Origin of the sequence: Brevibacterium yomogidense, assembly GCF_900163715.1 — a bacterium.
In the GTDB taxonomy this organism is placed as follows: Bacteria; Actinomycetota; Actinomycetes; order Actinomycetales; family Brevibacteriaceae; genus Brevibacterium; species Brevibacterium yomogidense_A.
Map to the genome: position 1 here is coordinate 37,056 of NZ_FWFF01000019.1, position 21,764 is coordinate 58,819.

General features: G+C 67.5%; 17 protein-coding genes and 1 riboswitch. Of the genes, 12 read left to right on the forward strand and 5 right to left on the reverse strand.

What is annotated here, in order from left to right; genetic code table 11:
- Positions 1 to 21: 21 nt before the first annotated feature.
- Positions 22 to 1,023 carry a hypothetical protein gene (locus FM105_RS11900; RefSeq protein WP_143275882.1) on the reverse strand — a complete coding sequence of 334 codons (1,002 nt, stop codon included), beginning with the start codon at positions 1,021 to 1,023 and terminating at the stop codon, positions 22 to 24.
- A 410-nt stretch (positions 1,024 to 1,433) separates the two neighbouring features.
- On the opposite strand from FM105_RS11900, the gene FM105_RS11905 reads away from it, so the two are divergent.
- The 3 genes from FM105_RS11905 (at position 1,434) to FM105_RS11915 (ending at position 4,653) form a co-directional block, all read left to right on the forward strand.
- Positions 1,434 to 1,937, forward strand: a complete 504-nt coding sequence (locus tag FM105_RS11905) for a LapA family protein (protein ID WP_087008540.1) — start codon at positions 1,434 to 1,436, stop codon at positions 1,935 to 1,937.
- A gap of 143 nt (positions 1,938 to 2,080) precedes the next feature.
- The gene (zupT, locus tag FM105_RS11910) at positions 2,081 to 2,854 is read left to right on the forward strand and encodes a zinc transporter ZupT (RefSeq protein ID WP_087008542.1); all 774 of its coding nucleotides are present in this window, start codon (positions 2,081 to 2,083) and stop codon (positions 2,852 to 2,854) included.
- Between the two features lie 122 nt (positions 2,855 to 2,976).
- A complete protein-coding gene (locus FM105_RS11915; RefSeq protein WP_087008544.1) occupies positions 2,977 to 4,653 on the forward strand; it encodes an FAD-binding dehydrogenase in 1,677 nt (558 codons plus the stop codon).
- A gap of 146 nt (positions 4,654 to 4,799) precedes the next feature.
- On the opposite strand, the gene FM105_RS11920 is transcribed toward FM105_RS11915, so the two are convergent.
- Positions 4,800 to 7,016, reverse strand: coding sequence for an NADP-dependent isocitrate dehydrogenase (locus tag FM105_RS11920; protein ID WP_087008546.1), 2,217 nt, complete (start codon positions 7,014 to 7,016; stop codon positions 4,800 to 4,802).
- A 515-nt stretch (positions 7,017 to 7,531) separates the two neighbouring features.
- Here FM105_RS11920 and FM105_RS11925 point away from each other — a divergent pair.
- The 4 genes from FM105_RS11925 to FM105_RS11940 all read left to right on the forward strand — a co-directional run bounded on the left by FM105_RS11925 (position 7,532) and on the right by FM105_RS11940 (position 12,503).
- The gene (locus tag FM105_RS11925) at positions 7,532 to 8,161 is read left to right on the forward strand and encodes a thymidine kinase (RefSeq protein WP_087008548.1); all 630 of its coding nucleotides are present in this window, start codon (positions 7,532 to 7,534) and stop codon (positions 8,159 to 8,161) included.
- A gap of 179 nt (positions 8,162 to 8,340) precedes the next feature.
- Complete coding sequence (locus FM105_RS11930) at positions 8,341 to 9,117, forward strand: alpha/beta fold hydrolase (protein ID WP_087008550.1); 777 nt, start codon at positions 8,341 to 8,343, stop codon at positions 9,115 to 9,117.
- A gap of 326 nt (positions 9,118 to 9,443) precedes the next feature.
- Complete coding sequence (locus tag FM105_RS11935) at positions 9,444 to 11,210, forward strand: SLC13 family permease (RefSeq protein WP_256970372.1); 1,767 nt, start codon at positions 9,444 to 9,446, stop codon at positions 11,208 to 11,210.
- Positions 11,211 to 11,357: 147 nt separating this feature from the next.
- Complete coding sequence (locus FM105_RS11940) at positions 11,358 to 12,503, forward strand: NADH:flavin oxidoreductase/NADH oxidase (RefSeq protein WP_087008553.1); 1,146 nt, start codon at positions 11,358 to 11,360, stop codon at positions 12,501 to 12,503.
- A 120-nt stretch (positions 12,504 to 12,623) separates the two neighbouring features.
- On the opposite strand, the gene FM105_RS14950 is transcribed toward FM105_RS11940, so the two are convergent.
- Positions 12,624 to 13,115, reverse strand: coding sequence for a DMT family transporter (locus tag FM105_RS14950; RefSeq protein ID WP_256970373.1), 492 nt, complete (start codon positions 13,113 to 13,115; stop codon positions 12,624 to 12,626).
- A gap of 1 nt (position 13,116) precedes the next feature.
- Positions 13,117 to 13,452 carry a DMT family transporter gene (locus tag FM105_RS11950; RefSeq protein WP_256970374.1) on the reverse strand — a complete coding sequence of 112 codons (336 nt, stop codon included), beginning with the start codon at positions 13,450 to 13,452 and terminating at the stop codon, positions 13,117 to 13,119.
- A 13-nt stretch (positions 13,453 to 13,465) separates the two neighbouring features.
- A riboswitch (guanidine-III (ykkC-III) riboswitch) is annotated at positions 13,466 to 13,530 on the reverse strand.
- A gap of 31 nt (positions 13,531 to 13,561) precedes the next feature.
- Between FM105_RS11950 and FM105_RS11955 the strand changes: the two genes are divergently transcribed.
- Positions 13,562 to 14,206, forward strand: a complete 645-nt coding sequence (locus FM105_RS11955) for an MBL fold metallo-hydrolase (protein WP_087008555.1) — start codon at positions 13,562 to 13,564, stop codon at positions 14,204 to 14,206.
- A gap of 33 nt (positions 14,207 to 14,239) precedes the next feature.
- Here FM105_RS11955 and FM105_RS11960 read toward each other — a convergent pair whose 3' ends face one another.
- Positions 14,240 to 14,899 carry a hypothetical protein gene (locus FM105_RS11960; protein WP_087008557.1) on the reverse strand — a complete coding sequence of 220 codons (660 nt, stop codon included), beginning with the start codon at positions 14,897 to 14,899 and terminating at the stop codon, positions 14,240 to 14,242.
- A 213-nt stretch (positions 14,900 to 15,112) separates the two neighbouring features.
- On the opposite strand from FM105_RS11960, the gene FM105_RS11965 reads away from it, so the two are divergent.
- The 4 genes from FM105_RS11965 (at position 15,113) to FM105_RS11980 (ending at position 21,634) form a co-directional block, all read left to right on the forward strand.
- Positions 15,113 to 16,957, forward strand: coding sequence for an ABC transporter family substrate-binding protein (locus FM105_RS11965; RefSeq protein WP_087008559.1), 1,845 nt, complete (start codon positions 15,113 to 15,115; stop codon positions 16,955 to 16,957).
- A 128-nt stretch (positions 16,958 to 17,085) separates the two neighbouring features.
- The gene (locus FM105_RS11970) at positions 17,086 to 18,627 is read left to right on the forward strand and encodes an ABC transporter permease (RefSeq protein WP_087008560.1); all 1,542 of its coding nucleotides are present in this window, start codon (positions 17,086 to 17,088) and stop codon (positions 18,625 to 18,627) included.
- Between the two features lie 68 nt (positions 18,628 to 18,695).
- On the forward strand, positions 18,696 to 19,841 hold the full coding sequence (locus FM105_RS11975) for an ABC transporter permease (RefSeq protein ID WP_256970375.1): 1,146 nt from the start codon (positions 18,696 to 18,698) through the stop codon (positions 19,839 to 19,841).
- A complete protein-coding gene (locus FM105_RS11980; RefSeq protein ID WP_087008562.1) occupies positions 19,841 to 21,634 on the forward strand; it encodes an ABC transporter ATP-binding protein in 1,794 nt (597 codons plus the stop codon). The genes FM105_RS11975 and FM105_RS11980 overlap by 1 nt, the downstream gene beginning before the upstream one ends.
- Positions 21,635 to 21,764: the final 130 nt, after the last annotated feature.

The following is a 21,764-nucleotide window of genomic DNA, read 5'->3' on the forward strand; positions in this document are numbered from 1 at the left end:
TCAGCAGTTCGCAGCCGATCCTCAACAGGCGATGTGCGCCTCGCGGAGGAGCATTCGCAGTCGTGAGACATCCCAGAGGTCTGCCCACACCAGTCTCACGACGCGATAGCCCATCCGGCGGAGGGCATCCTCACGCTTCTTCTCCCGGAACAGCGGATTGTCTGCGCCGGCTGTCCCAACTGAGTGGTAGCCGGAGTACTTGATCGCCCCGTCGACCTCGATGACGACAGGCGTGCTGTCGGCGGCCACAACGAGGAAATCGACCCGCCCGATGACGGAGTCCTCGCTGTCACGGATGACGATCTGCTGGCGAATGTCCTCGATGCCCAGCTCGTTCATCCTGTGGAGGGCGATGGATTCGCTGACGCTCTCAGACGATCCAGTGGCGCTGTCGAGCGCGGCACGAGCACGGTTCACCCCGCGCAGCCCACTGCAATCGTTGATCGCTTCTGCCATCCGTTCGCGCATCCTCTGTCTGCCGTCGTGACCGTGGCGTCCTGCTGCATCGGCCAGCAGCCAGTCGCATGCGACGAGTCCATCCAGCGTGGTGCCGATGCGTGCAAGGTCGATCGCGGTGCGTGGTGCCGTCGTCACGGGCACTCCCTGCCACCGTGGAGTGCGCTGCGTGTCACCGAGCTCCGCCTGGCGCCTGACAACCCATCGCGAGGTGTACGTCCGGCGCACGTTCCACACCTCAACCCGGACGGGCGAACCCGGTGCGCCGAGGGTCAGACGAGCGTCGTACTCCCTTCCTGCCGCGTCCGTGCGGGTGCGCCTCGTGCGCTGGGGAGGAAATCCGCGTGAGAGCGGGATCCCGTGGATGATCGCCGCCGACGTCCCACCGATGACATCGTCCGGCTTGTAGAACCGATAGGCGTCGAGCACGCTCAGGTGCTCCAGCCTGCGGAGCTGCTCCGAGTCCGCGATGGACTTCTTCTGCGCGAGTGAGGAGCGGAGGTCCAGGACTGTCGGGTCGTCGATTGCTGTCTGGAAGTCCTCGTGCCGACCGCTTCGTCGCGTCACGGTGAAGATTCCGCGGCTCAGACGAGTGAGGCAGCACGATCGGGCCGCGTCGACGGTTGCGCGGGGTATGCCTGCGGACGCGCACTCGCGTGCTGTGATGACGTTGTACATGTGCGGCATCGTGCCTCGATCACGAGCGCAGGGCAGCCACCCGCGATGACCTGTGGACTGGCGGCGGCTGTCCACAGGCACGACGTGCGCGAGGCGGGGCGCAGTGTTCCGGCCACGACGCGCGCACTGTCACCGATGTCCTGATGCAGAACTGTCACTGATGTCCTGAGACATCCCTCCCGGCCTCACCTCCCGGCCTCACTTCACCACCCACCAGCTTTCATCAGGTCGCATAGGAAACAAGTTGTGCGGCCTGATGAAAGGCTGTGGCTGGTGGTCCGCGGCGGTACGCTGGTCGTATGACGACGAACCCCGATCCGCGCGAAGCTCAGACGACTGGGACCGAAGGCACCGGGAACCTGAGCGACAGCCTCCCGGCTGAACTCCTCGAACCCGACGCAGGTCAGTCCGTGGGAGGTGCGCACCCCGACTCCGCGCCCGCTCCGGCCGATGCGACAGCCCCCGCTGCGGCACCAGCGCCCACTCAGCAGGCCCCCGCCCGCACCGGCGAGTCGAAGGCCGGCCGCGCACAGGCAGAAGAGTCGAAGGGAGGCATGTCCGGTGGTGTCTGGGTGTCGCTGATCCTCGGCGCCGTCATCACCGTGCTGTTGCTGGTCTTCATCATCCAGAACAACACGGCGGCGCAGTTCCAGTACTTCGGGTGGAACTTCTCGCTCCCGCTGGGCGTCGCGATGCTCCTCGCCGCGATCGCGGGCGTGCTGGTCGCAGGAATCGTCGGCAGCGTGCGCATCTTCGTCCTCAGCCGCAGGCTCAAGAAGGTGCAGAAGGCGATCGGCGGCTGACCGCTCGCTCGTCAGACTCCGGGCCGTCCGCACATGCGGGCGGCCCGTCGTCGTCCACGGAGGTCGCCCTTCAGCGCTGACATTCGCTCACCTGCGCAACGATTGACTTGTGAACGATCGCTGAGGAGCGATATCTCTGGGGAGTGGCTCCTCTCATCGCGCTCTCGCTCAGCATCATCGCTGGTCTGGCGACCGGTCTGGGCGGCCTCATCGCGGTGTTCGGCGGAGGCATGTCGAAGCGCTTCCTCGCCGCTGCGCTCGGCTTCGCCGCCGGGGTGATGGTCTGCATCTCGCTCGTCGAGCTCATCCCCGACGCCGCGATTGATCTCCGCGCCGCAGGGGTGACCCCGTGGATGGCCCTGGTCGCCGCCCTCATCGGCGCTGTCGTGGTCCTGCTCTTCTCCGCAGCCGCACGATTCCGCAATCGCGCCGAGCTTCCCGCCAGCACAGACGCTCTCCAAAAGCGGGCCCTGCTGCGGACCGGAGTGCTCACCGCGATCGTCATCACCGTGCACAACTTCCCCGAGGGATTCGCCACGTTCCTCACCGCACTGCACGACCCGTACCTCGCTCTGCCCGTCGTCGCGGCGATCGCACTGCACAACGTGCCGGAGGGCATCGCCGTCGCCGTGCCGATCCACCACGCCACCGGATCACGGAAGCGCGCTCTGTGGGCGAGCGTCGGGTCGGGACTCGCGGAGCCTGCGGGCGCGGTGATCGGCTGGTTGCTGCTGGCACCGCTGCTCACCCCTGTCGTCCTCGCCGCAGTGCTCGCAGGCGTCGCCGGTGTCATGATCACGATCAGCGTCGCGGAGCTCCTGCCCGCAGCGATCGCGCAGAAGGAGAAGCGCACGGTCATCGCGGGCATCGCGTCCGGGGTGGTCGTCATGTGGGTGAGCCTCCAGCTCCTCACCTGACCTCACCACCCCACCTCACCCCCGCGCGAACGACCGCCGCACCACCCACCTCCTTGTTACGCTCGTCACATCATCGGCCAGGCTCCGCAGCGGGCGGCCCTTCCCCCACCCGGAGGTGTGACATGTCATCGGACGTCCTCGTCATCGGTGCCGGCCTGTCCGGCCTGGTCGCAGCGACGGAGGCCTGCGACGCGGGCGCGACCGTCACGGTGGTCGACCAGGAATCGGAGGCGGACCTCGGCGGTCAGGCCTACTGGAGCTTCGGCGGCCTGTTCCTCATCGACTCTCCCGAGCAGCGGCGCATGGGCGTCCACGACTCACTCGACCTGGCTCGCCGCGACTGGTGGGGATCCGCCCAGTTCGAGGACCACGACCGCAACCCGCGTCTATGGGCAGACGCCTACCTCGAATTCGCAGCCGGACCGAAGCGCGAATGGCTCCACCGCATGGGCGTCCGCTTCTTCCCCATCGTGGGGTGGGCCGAACGCGGCGACGGGCGCGCGCACGGGCACGGCAATTCCGTGCCCCGCTTCCACATCACATGGGGGACCGGTCCCGGCGTGCTCGCGCCCTTCGTCGCCCGAGCGAAGGACCACATCCGCGCCGGCCGCATGCGCGTGCACTTCCGGCACCGGGTCACCGACCTGGTGGTGGAGGCCGGGCGGGTGACTGGGGCCTCGGGCGCGGTGCTGTCCGACGACGGCACCGCTCGCGGTGTCGCGAGTTCGCGGGAGGTGGTGGGCGATTTCTCGCTCCGAGCGGATGCCGTGATCGTCACGAGCGGTGGGATCGGAGCCAACCACGACATGGTGCGCGCGCAGTGGCCCGAGCGGCTGGGCCGCCCTCCCGCGCACATGCTCACGGGAGTGCCCGCGTTCGTCGACGGGTCGATGATGCCGGTCGCGCGGGCGGCTGGCGCGGAACTGCTGAATCCGGATCGGATGTGGCACTACGTCGAGGGGATCGGCAACTGGGATCCGGTCTGGCCGGGGCACGGCATCCGCATCCTGCCGGGGCCGTCGTCGCTGTGGATCGATGCGCTCGGCCGGCGGCTTCCCGATCCCGCGTTCCCCGGCTTCGACACGATGTCGACGCTGCGGCATCTGCGCTGCACGGGCCACGACCATTCGTGGTTCATCCTCAATCGACGGATCATCGAGAAGGAGTTCGCCCTGTCCGGATCCGAGCAGAATCCCGACCTCACCGGGAAGTCGGTGCGGCAGCTGGCCGGGCGGCTGGGATCCGGGGCACCGGAGCCGATCGAGGCTTTCCTGCGCCACGGCGAGGACTTCGTGCAGGCGGATTCCGTGGCGGAACTGGTGGCGCGCATGAACGCGGTGAGCGCGTCCGGTTCGGAGCTGGTCGATGGGGGATCCAGTACGGCGGTCTTGGACGCGGAGGACATCGCCGAACTCATCGCGGAGCGCGACGCCCAGGTCGACAACCCGTTCGCGAAGGACCGGCAGATCCAGGCCATCCATGCGGCGCGCGGGTACCTGGGTGACAGGATCATGCGCGCGGTGCCGCCGCACCGGCTGACCGATCCCGAGGCCGGCCCCCTCATCGCTGTGCGGCTGCGGGTGCTCACGCGGAAGACCCTGGGCGGGCTGCACACGGACCTGCAGGGGAGAGTGCTGGGAAGCGGCGCGGTGATCGAGGGGCTGTTCGCGGCGGGGGAGGCCGCTGGGTTCGGTGGCGGTGGGATGCACGGCCACAACGCGCTCGAGGGGACGTTCCTGGGCGGGTGCCTGTTCTCCGGGCGGGTGGCCGGACGCGCTGCTGCCGGGCTCGACGGGTGAGCGGCCAGGTGGGAACGACGAAGGCGGGGGTGCACGTGTCCGTTCACCCCCGCCTCGGCTATCGTCGGGTTCTGCCGCTCTCAGGTCGGCTGAACTCTCAGACCGGCTGACGCATCAGGCCGACTGACCCTCAGGCCCTCAGGCCCTCAGGCCAGCTGGTCGATGATCTCGTTGAGCGTCTTCGACGGGCGCATGACTGCGTCGGCCTTCTCGTTGGACGGGTTGTAGTACCCACCCAGGTCGACCTCGCTGCCCTGCACGGAGAGGAGTTCGCGCGCGATGGCGTCCTCGTTCTCGCGCAGCGCCTTGGCGATCGGTGCGATCGCGTCGGCCAGCGGCTGGTCGTCGGTCTGCTTCGCGAGCTCCTCGGCCCAGAAGAGCGTGAGGTAGAAGTGGCTGCCGCGGTTGTCGATCTCGTTCACCTTGCGCGACGGCGACTTGTTCTCCTCGAGGAAGGTCGCGGTCGCGTCATCCAGCGTCGAGGCGAGCACGCCCGCACGGTCGTTGCCCTCCTTGTTCTGGAAGTGGCGGAACGATTCCGCGATCGCGAAGAACTCGCCCATGGAATCCCAGCGGAGGTGGTTCTCCTCGACGAGCTGCTGGACGTGCTTCGGAGCGGAGCCGCCCGCGCCCGTCTCGAACAGTCCGCCGCCGGCGATCAGCGGCACGACGGACAGCATCTTCGCCGAGGTCCCCAGCTCGAGGATCGGGAAGAGGTCCGTGTTGTAGTCGCGCAGGACGTTGCCGGTCACGGAGATCGTGTCCTCGCCGCGGCGGATCCGCTCGACGGACAGCTTGGTGGCCTCGATCGGCGACATGATGCGGATGTCCAGGCCATCGGTGTCGTGGTCGGCCAGGTACTCCTTGACCTTCGCGATGAGCTGCGCGTCGTGTGCGCGGTTCTCGTCCAGCCAGAACACGGCAGGCGTTCCGGACAGGCGCGCACGCTCGACGGCGAGGCGGACCCAGTCGCGGATCGGGATGTCCTTCGTCTGGCAGGCGCGCCAGATGTCACCTGCGGAGACGGCGTGGCTCATGACGACCTCGCCCGCCCCGTTGACGACCTCGACGGTGCCGTCGGCGTCCAGGACGAACGTCTTGTCGTGCGAGCCGTACTCCTCCGCCTTCTGCGCCATGAGGCCGACGTTCGGGACGGAGCCCATCGTTGTCGGGTCGAAGGCGCCGTTGGCCCTGCAGTCCTCGATGACGGCCTGGAAGACGCCGGCGTAGGAGGAGTCCGGGATGACGGCGAGGGTGTCGTGGGTGGCGTCGTCCGCGCCCCACATCTTGCCACCCACGCGGATCATCGCGGGCATGGAGGCGTCGACGATCACGTCGCTGGGGACGTGGAGGTTCGTGATGCCCTTCGAGGAGTCGACCATCGCGAGCGCCGGGCCCTCGTCGATGCCCTTGTCGATCGCGGCCTTCACACCGGCGGCCGTGTCGCCGTCCAGTGCGTCGAGGCCGGACAGGATGGCGCCGAGGCCGTCGTCGGCGGACAGACCGGCGGCGGCGAGCTGCTCACCGTAGGTCGCGAAGACCTCGGGCAGGAAGGCGCGCACGACGTAGCCGAACAGGACCGGGTCGGACACCTTCATCATGGTGGCCTTGAGGTGCACGGAGAAGAGGACTCCGGTCTTCTTGGCCTCTGCGATCTGCTCCTTGAGGAACGCGTCCAGGGCGGCGGCGTTCATGAACGTGCCGTCGACGACCTCGCCGGCGAGCACGGGGAACGACTTGAGCTCGCGTGCCTCGCCGTCGGCAGGCGTGAAGCGGACGGTGAAGGTGTCCTCTGCGGGGGAGACGACCGACTTCTCGTTCGACGCGAAGTCGTCCGAGCTCATCGTCGCGACCGAGGTCTTCGAATCGTTCGCCCACTCGCCCATCGAGTGCGGGTACTTCTTCGCGAACTGCTTGATCGCCTTGGGCGCGCGGCGGTCCGAGTTGCCCTCGCGCAGCACCGGGTTGACGGCGGAGCCCTTCACCGCGTCAAAGCGGCTGCGGACGTCCTTCTCCTCATCGGTCTGCGGATCCTCCGGGTAGTCCGGGAGGTCGAAGCCCTGCGACTGGAGCTCTGCGACTGCCGCCTTGAGCTGCGGGACGGAGGCGGAGATGTTCGGCAGCTTGATGATGTTTGCGCCGGGGGTCTTCGCCAGATCGCCCAGCTCCTTCAGCGCATCATCCTTGCGCTGGGAGTCGGTGAGCCGCTCCGGGAACTGCGAGAGGATGCGGCCGGCCAGCGAGATATCGCGGGTCTCGACCTCGACTCCTGCTGTGCGGGCGAACGCTTCGACGATCGGCTTCAGCGAATACGTGGCCAGCAGCGGAGCCTCGTCCGTGCGCGTGTACATGATCTTTGCCATGAAAGAGCATCTCCGTTTTTCGGTCGGGGTTTTATCGTCCCGAGTCTATCGGTACCCCTGCGGACTGGCATCGGCTGTCCACGTGCATCCAGCCACACCGGGCGAGGAGGCCATCGCGGTCATCGTGAGAGGGGGCCATCTCGGGCACCGTGCGAGGGGGCCATCGCGGGCACCGTGCCGGGCGACCGTACTGCTGCCGCGAGCCTGCTGCCGTGAACCTGTAGCCGCGAGCCACCACCATTCATCAGGCCGCACAACTTCTTTCCTATGCGGTCTGATGAAAGTTGGTAGGTGTGGAAGGGCTGGTAGTTGTGGAGGGGCTGGTAGGTGTGGAGAGGCTGGTGGGTGTGGAGGGGCTGTGGCGAGGCGCTACTATTCCGGTGTCCCGGTCCGCGGTCGTCCACGAGGGCGGTCGCTGCGCCGGGAGGTACGCGCGGTCGGGCCACCGATGCCGCTGATGCCGTAGATGCCGAAGACGTATGTGATTCCGCGGGTGAAACGAGGGCCGGAGCCGGATGGCGAAGCTGTACTTCCGATACGGGGCGATGAACTCCGGCAAGTCGACCGCTCTGCTGCAGGCGGCGTTCAACTACGAGGAGCGCGGTCAGCGAGTGCTGCTGGCGAAGCCGCTGATCGACACGAAGGGCGATGACCTCATCGTGTCCCGCCTGGGCGTCTCGCGCAGAGTGGACTTCCTCATCGAGCCGGACGACGACGTCGAACAGCTCTTCAAGGACGCGGTGGAGCGCGTCGACCATGACGCGCTCATCGAGACGCTCGACGATCCGGGCCTGCCGGTGAGCTGCCTGCTCATCGATGAGGCGCAGTTCCTCGACCCGGCGCAGGTCGACGGCCTCATGCGCGTCGCCGTGGACTTCCGCGTCCCGGTCATGGCCTACGGGATCCGCACCGACTTCCGCACGCGGGCGTTCCCCGGCTCCGGTCGCCTGCTGGAGACCGCGCACACGCTCGAGGAGCTCAAGACGATCTGCCGCTGCGGCAGCAAGGCGATGTTCAACGGACGCAAGATCGACGGCCGCTTCGTCTTCGCAGGCGATCAGGTCGCCATCGACGGACAGGACGTGACATACGAGTCCCTGTGCCCCGCGTGCTATCTGCGGGAGTCCGGCGGACGCCTCCGCTGACGGGGCGGGCCTCGGCCTCGGCCTCGGCCCCGGTCACGGCGTCAGTCCCGGTCACGGTGTCTGCCCCGGCCACCATCCCCGTCGCACATGATCCGCAGAACGACCGCGCGCACCACTGCCGCAGTCCGTCGCGCCTGGATAGGGTGGGAGCGACCCGTATCCGTTGGAAGGGACCGCTCATGCCCACTCTCGCTCACACCCTCATCAACGACGCCGATCCCACCGCGCCCCTCCTGATCCTCGGACCCTCGCTCGGCACGCACGGCTCGCAGTGGGCGGGCGTGGCCTACCGCCTCGCGGACGACTACCGCGTCGTGACCGTCGACCTCCCCGGCCACGGCCAGAGCCAGCGCATGCCGAACGTGACCATCGACGACCTCGCCGATGAGATTGTCGCCATCGCGGATTCGTACGGCGCGAAGACCTTCGGCTTCGCAGGGGTGTCGATCTCCGGCGCGATCGCCCTCACCCTGGCCCTGCGCGCCCCCGACCGTCTGCGCGGAGTCGCCGCGCTGTGCACCGGAGCCTTCTTCGGGGGAGCAGAGCGCTGGGATGAGAGGATCCGCGAGGTGCGCGAGGCCGGAAGTCTCCGCCCGCTCGTCCCGGACACGGCCGGTCGCTGGTTCGCCGCGGGCTTCCTCGATGAGGACGACTCGTCGGGCCCCATCGTCCTCGAACAGCTCGCGCAGACGGATCCGGAGGGGTACATCGACTGCTGCGGTGCGCTGGCCCGCTACGACATCCGCTCCCGAGTCGGCGAGATCACCACCCCGGTGCTCTTCCTCGCCGGTTCCCAGGACCCGGGGAACACGCCCGAGGCGATGCGCGAGCTCCACGAGCAGGTCGACGGCTCCCGCTTCGCGGTCGTGCCGGATTCTGCACACCTGCCGCTCGTGGAGCACCCGGATCTCGTCTCCGACCACCTGATGGAGTTCTTCGCGTCCTCCGACGACTGACGCCGGTCCTGCGGGCCGCTTTCGTTCTGACACTCGACCTGACACCCGCTGCGGCCCGCACTTGACCTGACACCCACTGCGGGCCGCCGCACCTGACCCTCGCAGCTGACCCCCGCAGCCGACCCCCGCAGCGAGCCCCCGCGGCTGACTCTCGCCGCTGACCGTCCATGCTGATCCGACCCTCGCAGTCTGCCCCCGGATTGCGTAGGCTGACCGCCGCACACCCCGCGCCCCGGGCCGGCGATCAGCCTTGGTCTGTCTCGCCGGCAACGGGGCCTCGTCCGACGGCGCGATGGCAAGACGCCAAGACGGCAAGGAGACCGACGATGGCTGGCACACAACGGCGGCCCGACCCCACAACCCGCACTGCGGCCAGTTCCGGCAGGCCCCGGTACACGGCAGGCAGCGCGGACGGTCGGATCATCTCGCCCGGCTTCAAAGAACCGGGGCTCCCGAAGAGGACGATGACGATCCGCTGGGCCGGGTTCGCCGCCGGCCTCGTCGCCGCTCTCCTCATGTTCACCGTGCTGCCGGGGTCCATGGCTCCCGAGGCGAAGGTCACCGCCGCCACCGCCGCACTCATGGGCATCTGGTGGATGACCGAGGCGATCCCCATTCCCGCCACCGCTCTCGTCCCGCTGGTGGTCTTCCCGATCTTCAACGGCGTCGACCTGTCCGAGGTGGGCGGCAGCTACGGCGCGGACACGATCTTCCTCTTCATGGGCGGGTTCCTCATCGCGCTGTCCATGCAGAAGTGGAACCTCCACCGCCGGATCGCGCTGTTCGTCCTGCGCGTGATGGGCGATCGCACGAACCTCATGATCGCCGGGTTCATGATCTCCACCGGCTTCCTCTCCATGTGGGTGTCGAACACGGCGACCGCTGTGCTCATGCTCCCGATCGGCCTGTCCGTGCTGCTGCTCGTCAACGAGACGATGGAGCGCTCCGGCGACGTGGGCTCTCTTGCGGCGGAGGGGGAGACGGCGGCAGACGGCTCGAAGGCGAAGTCCGGCGCAGACGCTGGGAGCACAGACGCTGGGACCGCAAGCACCGGGACCGCAGACACAGACACCGCAGCCTCTGACACCGCAGACACCGGAACCGCCGAACCCGACAACAGCTCGGGATCCTCGATCAAGAGCTCGGTCCTCCAGTCGAAGTTCGGCACGTCGCTCATGCTCGCGATCGCCTACTCCGCGTCGATCGGGTCGCTCGGCACGATCATCGGCACTCCGCCCAACACGTTCCTCGTCGGCTACCTCCAGGACAACCACGGCATCTCGATCGGCTTCGGCCAGTGGATGCTCGTGGGCGTGCCCATCGCCGTAGTCATGATGATCGTCGCGTGGTTCCTCCTCACACAGGTGTTCTTCCGCCCGGAGGTCAAGCGGATCCCCGGTGGCCGGAAACTCGTCGAGGACGAGCTCGCGAAGCTGGGTCCCATGTCCAGGCCCGAATGGATGGTCCTCACCGTCTTCGTTCTCGCCGCGCTGTCGTGGATCCTCATCCCCACGATCTTCGACCCGGCGCCCATCTCCGATGCGGGCATCGCGATGACGGTCGGGCTTCTCCTGTTCATCCTCCCGGCGGGAGCCGAGCGGGGCGTGCGCCTGCTCGACTGGGACACAGCCGTCGACATGCCGTGGGGCGTCCTCCTGCTGTTCGGCGGCGGACTCGCGCTGTCGGGCCAGTTCACCAGCTCGGGTCTCACCGAATCGATCGGCAACGCGGTGGAGGGCTTCTCCGGCATCCCGATCATCGTCCTCGTCGCTGTGCTGGCGTTCGCGATCCTCTTCCTCACGGAGATCACGTCCAACACCGCGACCGCGGCCACGTTCATCCCGGTCGTCGGCGGCGTGGCGCTGGGCATCGGCGCGGACCCGCTGATCCTGACGGTTCCGGTCGCGCTCGCAGCCACCTGCGCGTTCATGCTGCCGGTCGCCACCCCGCCCAACGCCGTGGCGTTCGGATCCGGCTACGTGACCATCGGACAGATGGTGAAGGGCGGGTTCTGGCTCAACATGATCTCCCTCGTTGTCATCACTCTGGCCACAATGACGCTCGCAGTCGCGGTCTTCGGCATCGTGTACTGAGCCGTCCGCCTGACGGTCACCCCGTGCCTCGCGCCCCGGGCGGTGGGTACGGTGACGGGGGCGCTCGGACGCCCGCGGCTTCCGCACCGGCCACGGCACATCGAGCGCTCCCGTCACGTATCCGCCGACCCCTGGAGCTCCCGTCCCATGACACAGTCGACTGCCGTTCCGGCTCCGTCCGCGGGCTCCGTGCCCCGCCTGTTCGAGCCCATCACCCTGCGCAGCCTCACGGTGAAGAACCGAGTCTGGCTGCCGCCGATGTGCCAGTACTCGTGTTTCGCGGGCGACGGCGTCCCCACCGACTGGCACCTCGTGCACCTGGGCGCTCGCGCGCAGGGCGGGTTCGGCCTCGTCATCGCGGAGGCGTCCGCAGTGGATCCCGACGGCCGGATCTCCCCGAACGACGCGGGCATCTGGAACGACGAGCAGGCCGAGGCATGGCAGCGCGTCGTCGACTTCGTCCACTCGCAGGACGCTGCCATCGCGATCCAGCTGGCCCACGCCGGCCGCAAGGCCAGCACGCACCCCAACTTCTACGGCGGCCCCAAGGGCGTCATCGCCCAGGCCGACGGCGGCTGGCAGCCGATCGCACCCAGCGCTGAGCAGTACCCGGGCCTCGCGACCCCCACAGAGATGACGACTGACGACATCGCCGAGGTCGTCGACGCCTTCGCAGCCGGCGCCCGCCGAGCCGTGGCCGCCGGCTTCGACGCCGTGGAGCTCCACGGGGCGCACGGCTACCTCCTCCACTCGTTCCTGTCGCCGCTCTCGAACCACCGTACGGACGAGTACGGAGGCGACTTCGAGGGCCGCACCCGCCTGGTGCGCGAGGTCTACGCCGCCGTCCGCGAAGCGGTGGGGGAGGACATGCCCGTCTTCGTCCGGCTGTCCGCCTCGGAATGGCCGGAGGACGACTGGGAGGACCAGGGCTTCGACGTCGAGCAGGCCGCCGAGCTGTCCGCGTTGCTCACCGCCGAGGGCTGCGACCTCATCGACGTCTCATCGTCCGGCAACGTGCCGGCGAACATCCCGGTGGGGCCCGGATACCAGGTGCCGCTGGCCGGTGAGATCGCCGCGACGGGCGCCACCACGGGAGCAGTCGGACTTCTGACCGAGGCGACCCAGGCGGAGCAGGTGCTGGTGTCCGGTGACGCGGACGTCGTCTTCATCGGCCGAGCCGCACTGCGGGACCCCGCGTGGCCGCAGCGCGCCGCGTTCGATCTGGGCATGGACTGGCGCGAGGCTCCCTACCCCGCCCAGTACACACGAGGCGCCTTCCGCGCGAGCCACTGAGGCGCACTGGTGGTCGCCCTGGCGGCGTCGCGTCGGGTCGGGCTGCGCCAGCCGTCCATCCGCTCGCATCGAGTGAGTGCAACCTGGTCCACCCGAGCGCTGGAATGGACCAGGTTGTACTCACTCGCCGAGGCCTCGGCGGGATCCGGGGTCAGGGTCCCCTCGGGTCGGGCCGCGCTTGGTTGCGTCTTCCGACGAGAAGGCGGCTGGTGCGCCGGAACCGTCTGCCGCCGAGGCCCCGGCCGGTGAGCCGGAACCGTCCGTCGCCGAACCCTCCGCCGCCGAGGCCCCGGTTGGGTCGGTGCCCTTCCCCCGACTCAGCTCCAGGCCGATGACCCCCACCATGATGAGCGCGAGGAAGGCGATCTTGGCCGGGCCGAACGGTTCGCCCTCGATCCCCGACCAGATCGCGGTGACGGAGGCTCCGACCCCCACCCAGATGGCGTAGGCGGTCCCCATGGGGATGACCTTCATCGCCCGCTGCAGGCCCCAGACGGAACCGGTCAGCCCCAGCAGGAAGACGATCGCATTGACGGGGTCGAGAATGTCCGACAGGGCGTGCGCCCAGACGGCTTCCAGCGAGCCGGACAGGATGAGCAGGATCCAATGCATGTCAGCTCACCGCCTGGAGGCCGACGACCCCGGCCAGCAGGATCGCAGCGAAGACCGCGCGGATCCAGGTGAGCGACTCCTCGCGGCGGTGGATCGCGAAGGCGAGAGTCGTGATGGCGCCGATCCCCACCCACACCGCGTATCCGGTGCCCACCGGGATAGTGCCCAGTGCGATGGCGAGTCCGCCCATGGAGATGGCCGTCCCCACGAGGAACAGGACGATGCGTCGGCGCATCCGCAGATGATCTGCGGCAAGGGCGTAGGCCCACATCGTCTCGAAGGCGCCGGAGCCGATGAGCACGGCCCAGGCAAAAGCGGGCGGAAGAACGAGGGACACGGGAAAAACCTCCTGCGGCCGTCTTGTCGCGAGTGCGGGTACGGCTCCCTCGTCCGCCGGCGGAGTGCTCCGCCTGCACAGGACGGTAGCAAACACCTAGGGTGGTGGCATGGACATCTCGACGCGCGAGTTCTCAGGGTTCACCATTCGATCCATCTCCGTCTCGGAGATGCAGAATAACGTCTACCTGGTCACCGCTGAGGGAGCCGACTCCCATGTGCTGGTCGACGCCGCGGATGACCTCCCCGCGATCCAGGAGCTCATCAGCGCTGCCGGCGGGGGAGAGGTCGACGCGATCCTCACGACGCACCGGCACTGGGACCACGTCCGCGCGCTCAAGGACGCCGCCCAGACACTCACGGAGCGCACGATCGCGGGCGTCGACGACGCAGAGGCGATCACGGAGGAATCAGGCGCTCCCATCGCAGAGACGGTGGCGAACGAGGACGTCCTGGTCGTGGGCGGGCTGTCCTTCGCCTGCGTCGCGCTGCGCGGCCACACTCCCGGCTCCATCGCGTTCGTCCTCTCGGATGAGGACGGTCAGGACGTGATCCTCTCCGGCGACTCGCTCTTCCCCGGCGGTCCCGGCAAGACCTGGTCGGACGAGGACTTCGACTCCCTCATGGACGACCTCGAGGAGCGCGTCTTCGGCCGCTTCGCCGACGAGGCGCAGGTGCTGCCCGGCCACGGTGACGGGACCACCCTGGGTGCGGAGCGCCCCCACCTCGCGGAATGGCGCGCTCGCCGCTGGTGAGGCGAGCCGGCTGGACTCACGCCGCCCCGCCGCTCACAGCGCCGCGCTGAACCCCAGACCCCACAGCGCCCACACGGCGGTGAGCGCGCAGAGGGCGATCGGCAGGGCGCGGACCTCCGTGATGACCTCCCCGCTGCCACCGGTCCCCCCTGGGGAGTCGGCCTGGAGCCAGACCCGCTGGGCTGCTTCGAGACGTTCGATCTCCGAGGGCGTGTGCTCCTCGACGACGCCGCGCGACAGTCCTTCGCGACGTGCGCGTCGGCCGGAGTTCGGCAGCGCCCACACGCCGATCTTCTTGCCCGAGTCGGTCTCGAGGGTGACGCCCAGACGGCGGTCGATGTCCACGATGCGTGCGAAGGGCACGTCGTAGGTCCGCACGATGTTGATGACGAGCACCCCGTCGGGCCGCAGGGTCGCACGTGGCCTGAGGTAGCAGGTCCACGCCAGGACGGCGATGAACGCCGGCAGGCCCAGCATGCTCACAGCGGCCGTCGCGGGAACCTGCAGGACGATGAGTATCGCGACCACCGCCGCAGCCCCGATCGCGACCCAGCCGATGGTCGCGGCACTGCTCGTCCGCAGATCGAGACTGCCATCCCGACCGCTCTCGCGACCTGTCTGACCTGGGGTTCCACTGCCGCGTCCGAGAGGTGAGGACTCCTGTCCCGAAGTGTGATCGTCGTCATGCTCCATGCGCTCGAGTGTATGTCCATACAGGCGTAGTTACGAATGGGTAACGATGGGCTGTGGGTTGCCTCTCAATGTGTGCTGTGACACATCAGAGTCTTAGAGTTCAATCAATTCATGCCCTGTGCATGAATCGCTCGAGTGGTTGTGAGGAGGGGCCGAAAGGCCCCTTCGAGCCGCTCGGGCGATGACGAACCCTCATGACAATCGGGAGACGAAGTGAACAAGCGCTACTTGGGCATCGGTGCCGGCCTCGCAGCTGCGGCCATGGTGCTGTCCGCCTGCACGCCACCCGGCGGCGACGGTGGAGGAGACGGTGGAGGAGAAGGCGGCGGCGAAGGCAGCTCGGTCCTCAACGTCGGCTGGAACGAGGCGTTCCGGTCGATGAACACCGAGACCACCAACGGCAACGCCGTGGCCAACTCGATCGTCACGTACCTGATGAACGAGAACTTCAAGTACTACGACGACAACCTCGAGCTGCAGGACGGCAACCTCGGCACCGTGGAGAAGGTCTCTGAGGATCCGCTCCAGGTGAAGTACACGTTCGCCGACGACGCGACGTGGTCGGACGGCACCCCAGTGAACGCTGCGGACATCGTGCTGCACTGGGCGGCGAAGTCCTCGAACTTCAACACGGAGTCCGAGGAGGACGTGGCGGAGGACCGCGATGACGAGGGCGAGGTCACGGAGCAGGACGAGGGCAATGTCTTCTTCGACTCGGCCAGCCCCGGTGCGGCTCTGATCGAGGAGTTCCCGGAGATCTCCGAGGACGGCAAGGAGGTCACCTTCACCTATTCGAAGCCCTTCGCGGACTGGGAGATCGAGCTGGGCCTCGGTGCGGACGGCATCGGGCTGCCGGCGCACATCGTCGCGGAGAAGGCTCTGGGCGAAGAGGATCCTGAAGCGGCGAAGCAGGCAGTGCTGGACGCCTTCGAGGGCGAAGACTCAGAAGCGCTGTCCAAGATCGCGAACACGTGGAACACGGGCTTCAACTTCACGTCGATGCCCGAGGACGAAGACCTCGTCGTGCACAACGGTCCGTACAAGATGACGGATTTCGCGGAGGGCCAGTACCTCACGCTCGAGGCTGACGAGAACTACACCGGTCCGATCGAGGTGGGCGTCGATCAGGTGACGTACCGCATCAACGGTGATCCGATGGCCTCCGTGCAGGCTGTGGAGAACGGTGAGATGGACATCATCCAGCCCCAGTCGACCTCGGACGTGCTGTCCGCGGCGGAAGAGCTCGAGGGCGTCACGGTCGAGACGGAGGACGGCGCGACGTATGAGCACGTCGACCTGATCTTCGACAACGGAGGCCCCTTCGACCCCGAGTCGTACGGTGGGGATGAGGAGACCGCCAAGCTGGTCCGCCAGGCGTTCCTCAAGACGATCCCGCGCGAGCAGATCCTCGACACCCTCATCACCCCGCTCAACCCTGAGGCGCAGATGCGCAACTCGTACACGATGGTCGCGGGCTCGCCCATGTACGACGGCATCGTCGAGGCCAACGGGATGGCCGAAGAGTTCCCCGGCGCGGACGTCGAGGGAGCGGCAGAGCTGCTCGAGGAAGCAGGGGTCGATTCCCCGACCGTGCGGTTCCTCTACGACGACACGAACTCGCGTCGTGAGCAGCAGTTCACCCTCATCCAGGAGCAGGCTGAAGAGGCAGGCTTCGACATCGTCAACGAGGGCGATGTGAATTGGGGCTCCCGCATGGGCGACGGCACGTACGACGCCTCGCTGTTCGGCTGGCAGTCGACGACCACCGGTGTCACCGAATCGGACGCGAACTTCCGCACCGGTCAGCAGAACAACTACGGCGGGTTCTCGAACGACGAGGTCGACGCGCTGTACGACGAGCTGCAGGTCGAGACGGATCCGGCGCGACAGGAGGAGATCCTCGCGGAGGTGGAGACGATCCTCGTCGACGAGGCCTTCGGCGTGACGCTGTTCCAGCACCCGGAGCTCACGATCTACAGCGACCGCGTGCAGAACGTGTCGAGCACGACCGTGTCACCGACGATGTTCTGGAACTACTGGGATTGGCAGGTCAGCTGAGAACCTGACGGGTCCTCCCGTCAGGTCCTCGGACAGACCGATCCCGAGCGGATAGCTCCGGCGGCGGGGGTGCTGCCTTCCAGCACCCCCGCCGCCGGAGTGCCCACCGAAGAGAACCGTGAAGCGAAATGATCAGATTCCTCCTCAGGCGGACTCTTTCGACCGCACTCGTCCTGCTGGTCGTCACCTTCGTCCTCTACCTGCTCCTGGACTACACACTCGACTACTTCTTCGATCTGCGGCAGAGCACTGCGCCGAACATCGGTGAGCTGTACGAGGCGCGTGCACGGCTGCTGGACCTCGACACACCTGCGGTGGTGAGGTACTTCCAGTGGCTGGCGGGAGCGTCCGGATGCCTCGTCGGCATGTGCGACCTCGGTACCGCGTGGTATTTGGGCCAGGACGTCACCAGCCAGCTGCCCGGTGCGATCGCCAACACCATCAAGCTGGTCACGGCGGCCACCATCTTCGCCATCCTGATCGGCATCTTCATCGGTCTGGTGTCCGCGATCCGGCAGTACTCCGGCTTCGATTACTTCATCACGTTCTTGAGTTTCCTCATGTACTCGCTGCCCGTGTTCTGGGTGGCGGTGCTGCTGAAGCAGTACGGCGCCATCGAATTCAACAACTTCCTGGGCGATCCGGTGGTGGGCTGGGGCACGATCATCACCTTGTCGGTGGTCTCCGGCTTCATCTGGATGGGGGCGCTGGGCGGGAGCAGTCGACGGCGGCTCTACGTGCTCATCGGCGCAACGGTGGTGACGTTCGCGGTCGTCTACTTCATCCTCGCCACCGGCTGGCTCAACAGCCCGTCGCTCGGCATCGTCGGTGTCGGACTCACCGGCCTCGCAGCCGCTGTGGTCCTGACATACCTGTCCACGGGACTCGAGAATCGCAGGGCGCTCTGGACGTCGCTCACCGTCGCGGTGGTCGGCATCGGCCTGTACATGCCCCTCCAGAACCTCTTCTGGTACGTCGAGATGTCCTGGGTGTGGATGCTTCTCCTGCTCGTCGTCGCCATCGGCGTGGGGCTCGCAGTGGGCCTCGCGTTCCGTGGACGAGACCCGTGGGTGTCGGCGCGCACCGGAGCGCTCGTCGCAGTCGTCATGAGCTTCTTCGTCTTCGTCGACCGGATGTTCCAGGGATGGGGCGACTACAACCAGCACCCGGCGATCAACGGCCGGCCTATCGCGACGATCGGTGCGCAGACGCCGAACCTGTCCGGTAGCTTCTGGATGACCAACCTCGACTCGTTCACCCACCTCCTGCTGCCGTCGATCGCGCTCATCCTCATCTCCATCGCGTCCTATACGCGGTACACGCGCGGATCGATGCTCGAGGTGCTGGGTCAGGACTACATCCGCACAGCACGTGCCAAGGGTCTGCCGGAGCGCACGGTCGTGATGCGCCACGCACTGCGCAATGCGCTGCTCCCGCTGGCCTCTGTGGTCCCCGTCGACATCATCACGATGATCGGCGGCGCCGTCATCACGGAGACGATCTTCGGGTGGTCCGGCATGGGCAAGCTGTTCATCGATTCGATGAATCGCAATGAGCTCGACCCGATCATGGCCTACATCGTCATCACCGGACTGCTGGCAGTCGTGGCGAACCTCGTCGCAGACTTCCTCTACGCAGTCCTCGACCCACGGATTCGGGTGAATGCCTGATGAGCAACACACCACACACCACTGTCCCGGAGCGGCCGGGGGACCCGCCAGCTGCCGAGGCTGCACCGATGTCGATCGAGAGCCGAGCGACCGAGGGGCTGAGCCAGGGAGCGATCGTCCGTCGCAAATTCCTCGGCCACAAAGGCGCCATGGCAGGTCTGATCGTCCTGGCGGTGATCGCCGTCTTCGCATACTCCGCTCAGGGCGTCGGACCCATCCCGGGATGGTGGATCCACAACCACACCAGTTCCGGACCGGTCGTGAACCCCGGTGGGGCGCCGACGTGGTCGTTCGCCAACCCGTTCGCCTTCGGGGAGCATCCGTTCGGCCAGGACGACATCGGTCGGGACAACTTCGCCCGCGTCATGAAGGGCGTCCAGATCTCCCTCATGGTCATGGCGATCATCGGCCTCGTCGCACTGGTGCTCGGCACCGTGATCGGTGCCCTCGCCGGCTACTACCGCGGCAGGCTCGACGCGTTCCTCATGCGTGTGACGGACGGCTTCATCATCCTGCCGACGATCGTGGTCGGCTCGATCCTCGGCAAGCTCGTGAGCGGGCCCAACTTCTCGCTGTTCGGCCTGTCGTCAGCCACCTACATGGCGCCGGCACTCGCCGTCGTGCTGGGAGCGATCCTCTGGACCAGCCTCGCGCGACTGGTGCGGGGCGAGTTCCTCGCCCTGCGCGAGCGTGAGTTCGTCGACTCCGCACGCGTCGCGGGCGCCGGCGACTTCCGCATCATCGTCAAGCACATGCTGCCGAACACCATGGGCGTCATCATCGTGAACACCACGCTGCTCATGAGTCAGGCGATCGTGCTCGAGGCCGCTCTGAGCTTCCTCGGGTTCGGCATCCGCGCACCGCAGGTGTCCCTGGGGCAGCTCATCAACGAGTACCAGTCCGCCTTCGCCTCACGTCCCTGGCTGTTCTGGTGGGCCGGCCTGTTCATCATCCTCATCGCGCTGTGCGTGAACTTCATCGGAGACGGACTGCGCGATGCGTTCGATCCGCGCATGAAGACCGTGCCGTCCCTGCGGAAGATGAACCGCGCCGAACGCCGCGCAGGTCGCGGCGGCACCCAGCAGAAGACCGCTGCGCAGTCGACCACCACTGCGACGGCGCCGAGGCCGGACACGGACGCGCGTGCGTCCGGACCGGACTCGGGAGACACAGGGGACGAACCGGGCAGCACAGGAAAGGGGGCGAGCCACTGATGGCGACACAGCGTGAGACGCAGCAGGAGGAACCGCTGCAGAAGGACGTGATCCTCTCCGTGCGCGATCTGGGGGTGCGCTTCTGGGTCAACGACGAATGGATGACCGCCGCAGAGGGTCTCACGTACGACGTGCGCAAGGGCGAAGTGCTCGCGATCGTGGGCGAGTCCGGCTCCGGCAAGTCGCAGTCGTCGATGTCGCTCATGGGCCTGGTGCCGAAGAACGGTCGGGCGAGCGGGTCTGCGAGGCTCGACGGGCGAGAGCTCATCGGCATGCGCGAAGACCAGATGCAGAAGGTCCGGGGCAACGACATCTCCGTGATCTTCCAGGAGCCGATGACAGCGCTCAACCCCGTCTACACGGCGGGATTCCAGATCTCCGAGACCCTGCGCGTCCACAACGTGATGGGGCCGCGCGAGGCGAAGGAGGAGGCTCTGCGGCTCCTGCGCCTGGTCGAGATGCCGGACCCCGAGGAGCGCTACGACTCGTTCCCGCACCAGCTGTCCGGCGGACAGCGACAGCGCGTCATGATCGCACAGGCGCTCGCGTGCGAACCGCGTCTGCTCATCGCCGATGAGCCGACCACTGCGCTGGACGTGACGGTCCAGGCGGAGATCCTCAAGCTCATGCGGGACCTGCGCGAGAAGGTCGATGCCGGCATCATCCTCATCACGCACGACATGGGTGTGGTCGCCGACATGGCCGACCGGATCCTCGTCATGAAGCAGGGGCGGGTCGTCGAGGAGGGCACCGCCACCCAGATCTTCACCGACCCGCAGCATGAGTACACGAAGCAGCTGCTGGCCGCTGTGCCGCACCTGGGGTCGCGCTCCGAGGAGCGGGCGTTCGGATCCGGCGCGGAGAACCTGGAGTACGTCGACGACCTCGCCGCGATCTCGCTCGAATCGAATGACACGTACGAGCACCCGGGCGGTCGGATCCAGATCGACAACGCCGCCCTGAAACTGGCCGGCGCCTCCATCGAGTACCCAGCCGTGGGACGGAAGAAGGCGTTCCGCGCTGCGAAGGCGATCGATCTGCAGATCGCCCCGGGCGAGGTCGTGGGCCTCGTGGGGGAATCCGGTTCCGGCAAGACGACGATCGGCCGTGCATCGGTGGGGCTCATCCCCGTCGTCGAAGGCTCGCTCACCGTCGGCGGTGTGGAGATCGCGGGCAAGACCAATAAGCAGCTGCGCGACGTCCGCAAGACCGTGGGGTTCGTGTTCCAGGACCCCGGGTCGTCGCTCAATCCGCGCTTGCCGGTGGGGGAGTCGATCGGTGAGCCGATGTACCTCCACGAGGGCCTCAAGGGTCCCGCTCTCAGCAGCCGGGTGGAGGAGCTGCTGGACTCGGTTGAGCTGCCGAGGTCGATGCGCAACCGGTATCCGCACGAATTCTCGGGCGGACAGCGGCAGAGGATCGGCATCGCCCGGGCACTCGCGCTCAAGCCGCGCCTGCTCATCGCCGATGAGCCGACCTCGGCGCTGGACGTGTCCGTCCAGGACAGGGTGCTCGCCCTCTTCCGGAACCTGCAGGAGGAGTACGGGTTCGCGTGCCTGTTCATCAGCCACGACCTCGCCGTCGTCGAAATGGTCGCGAGCCGCATCGCAGTCATGCGGCACGGTCACCTGCTCGAGGTCGGGCCCTCGGCCGATGTCGTGGCGGCACCGCGCCATCCGTACACGCAGAGGCTGCTGGCCGCGGTTCCCGTGCCGGACCCCGTCGAGCAGCGCCGGCGTCGCGAAGCGCGTGACGCGCTGATCGTCTCCGGTTCGGAGGACCTCGCCGGCTGAGGAGGAAAGCACCGACGAACGTGCTCGTGAGCGCCTCAGCGCCGCCTGTTCCACGCCCCGCGGGGCACCGCAGGCGGGGTTGGGGCGCTCTGGCGCATATAATCGTCTTCGGCGCCCCCGCCAACGAACT

What these genes read in the sequence shown, in the direction of transcription:
- FM105_RS11905 (WP_087008540.1), top strand. Translation starts at nt 1,434, where the DNA reads ATGACGACGAACCCCGATCCGCGCGAAGCTCAGACGACTGGGACCGAA.
- FM105_RS11915 (WP_087008544.1), top strand. Translation starts at nt 2,977, where the DNA reads ATGTCATCGGACGTCCTCGTCATCGGTGCCGGCCTGTCCGGCCTGGTC.
- FM105_RS11920 (WP_087008546.1), bottom strand. Translation starts at nt 7,016, where the DNA reads ATGGCAAAGATCATGTACACGCGCACGGACGAGGCTCCGCTGCTGGCC.
- FM105_RS11925 (WP_087008548.1), top strand. Translation starts at nt 7,532, where the DNA reads ATGGCGAAGCTGTACTTCCGATACGGGGCGATGAACTCCGGCAAGTCG.
- FM105_RS11930 (WP_087008550.1), top strand. Translation starts at nt 8,341, where the DNA reads ATGCCCACTCTCGCTCACACCCTCATCAACGACGCCGATCCCACCGCG.
- FM105_RS11935 (WP_256970372.1), top strand. Translation starts at nt 9,444, where the DNA reads ATGGCTGGCACACAACGGCGGCCCGACCCCACAACCCGCACTGCGGCC.
- FM105_RS11940 (WP_087008553.1), top strand. Translation starts at nt 11,358, where the DNA reads ATGACACAGTCGACTGCCGTTCCGGCTCCGTCCGCGGGCTCCGTGCCC.
- FM105_RS14950 (WP_256970373.1), bottom strand. Translation starts at nt 13,115, where the DNA reads ATGCATTGGATCCTGCTCATCCTGTCCGGCTCGCTGGAAGCCGTCTGG.
- FM105_RS11955 (WP_087008555.1), top strand. Translation starts at nt 13,562, where the DNA reads ATGGACATCTCGACGCGCGAGTTCTCAGGGTTCACCATTCGATCCATC.
- FM105_RS11960 (WP_087008557.1), bottom strand. Translation starts at nt 14,899, where the DNA reads ATGGAGCATGACGACGATCACACTTCGGGACAGGAGTCCTCACCTCTC.
- FM105_RS11970 (WP_087008560.1), top strand. Translation starts at nt 17,086, where the DNA reads ATGATCAGATTCCTCCTCAGGCGGACTCTTTCGACCGCACTCGTCCTG.
- FM105_RS11975 (WP_256970375.1), top strand. Translation starts at nt 18,696, where the DNA reads ATGTCGATCGAGAGCCGAGCGACCGAGGGGCTGAGCCAGGGAGCGATC.
- FM105_RS11980 (WP_087008562.1), top strand. Translation starts at nt 19,841, where the DNA reads ATGGCGACACAGCGTGAGACGCAGCAGGAGGAACCGCTGCAGAAGGAC.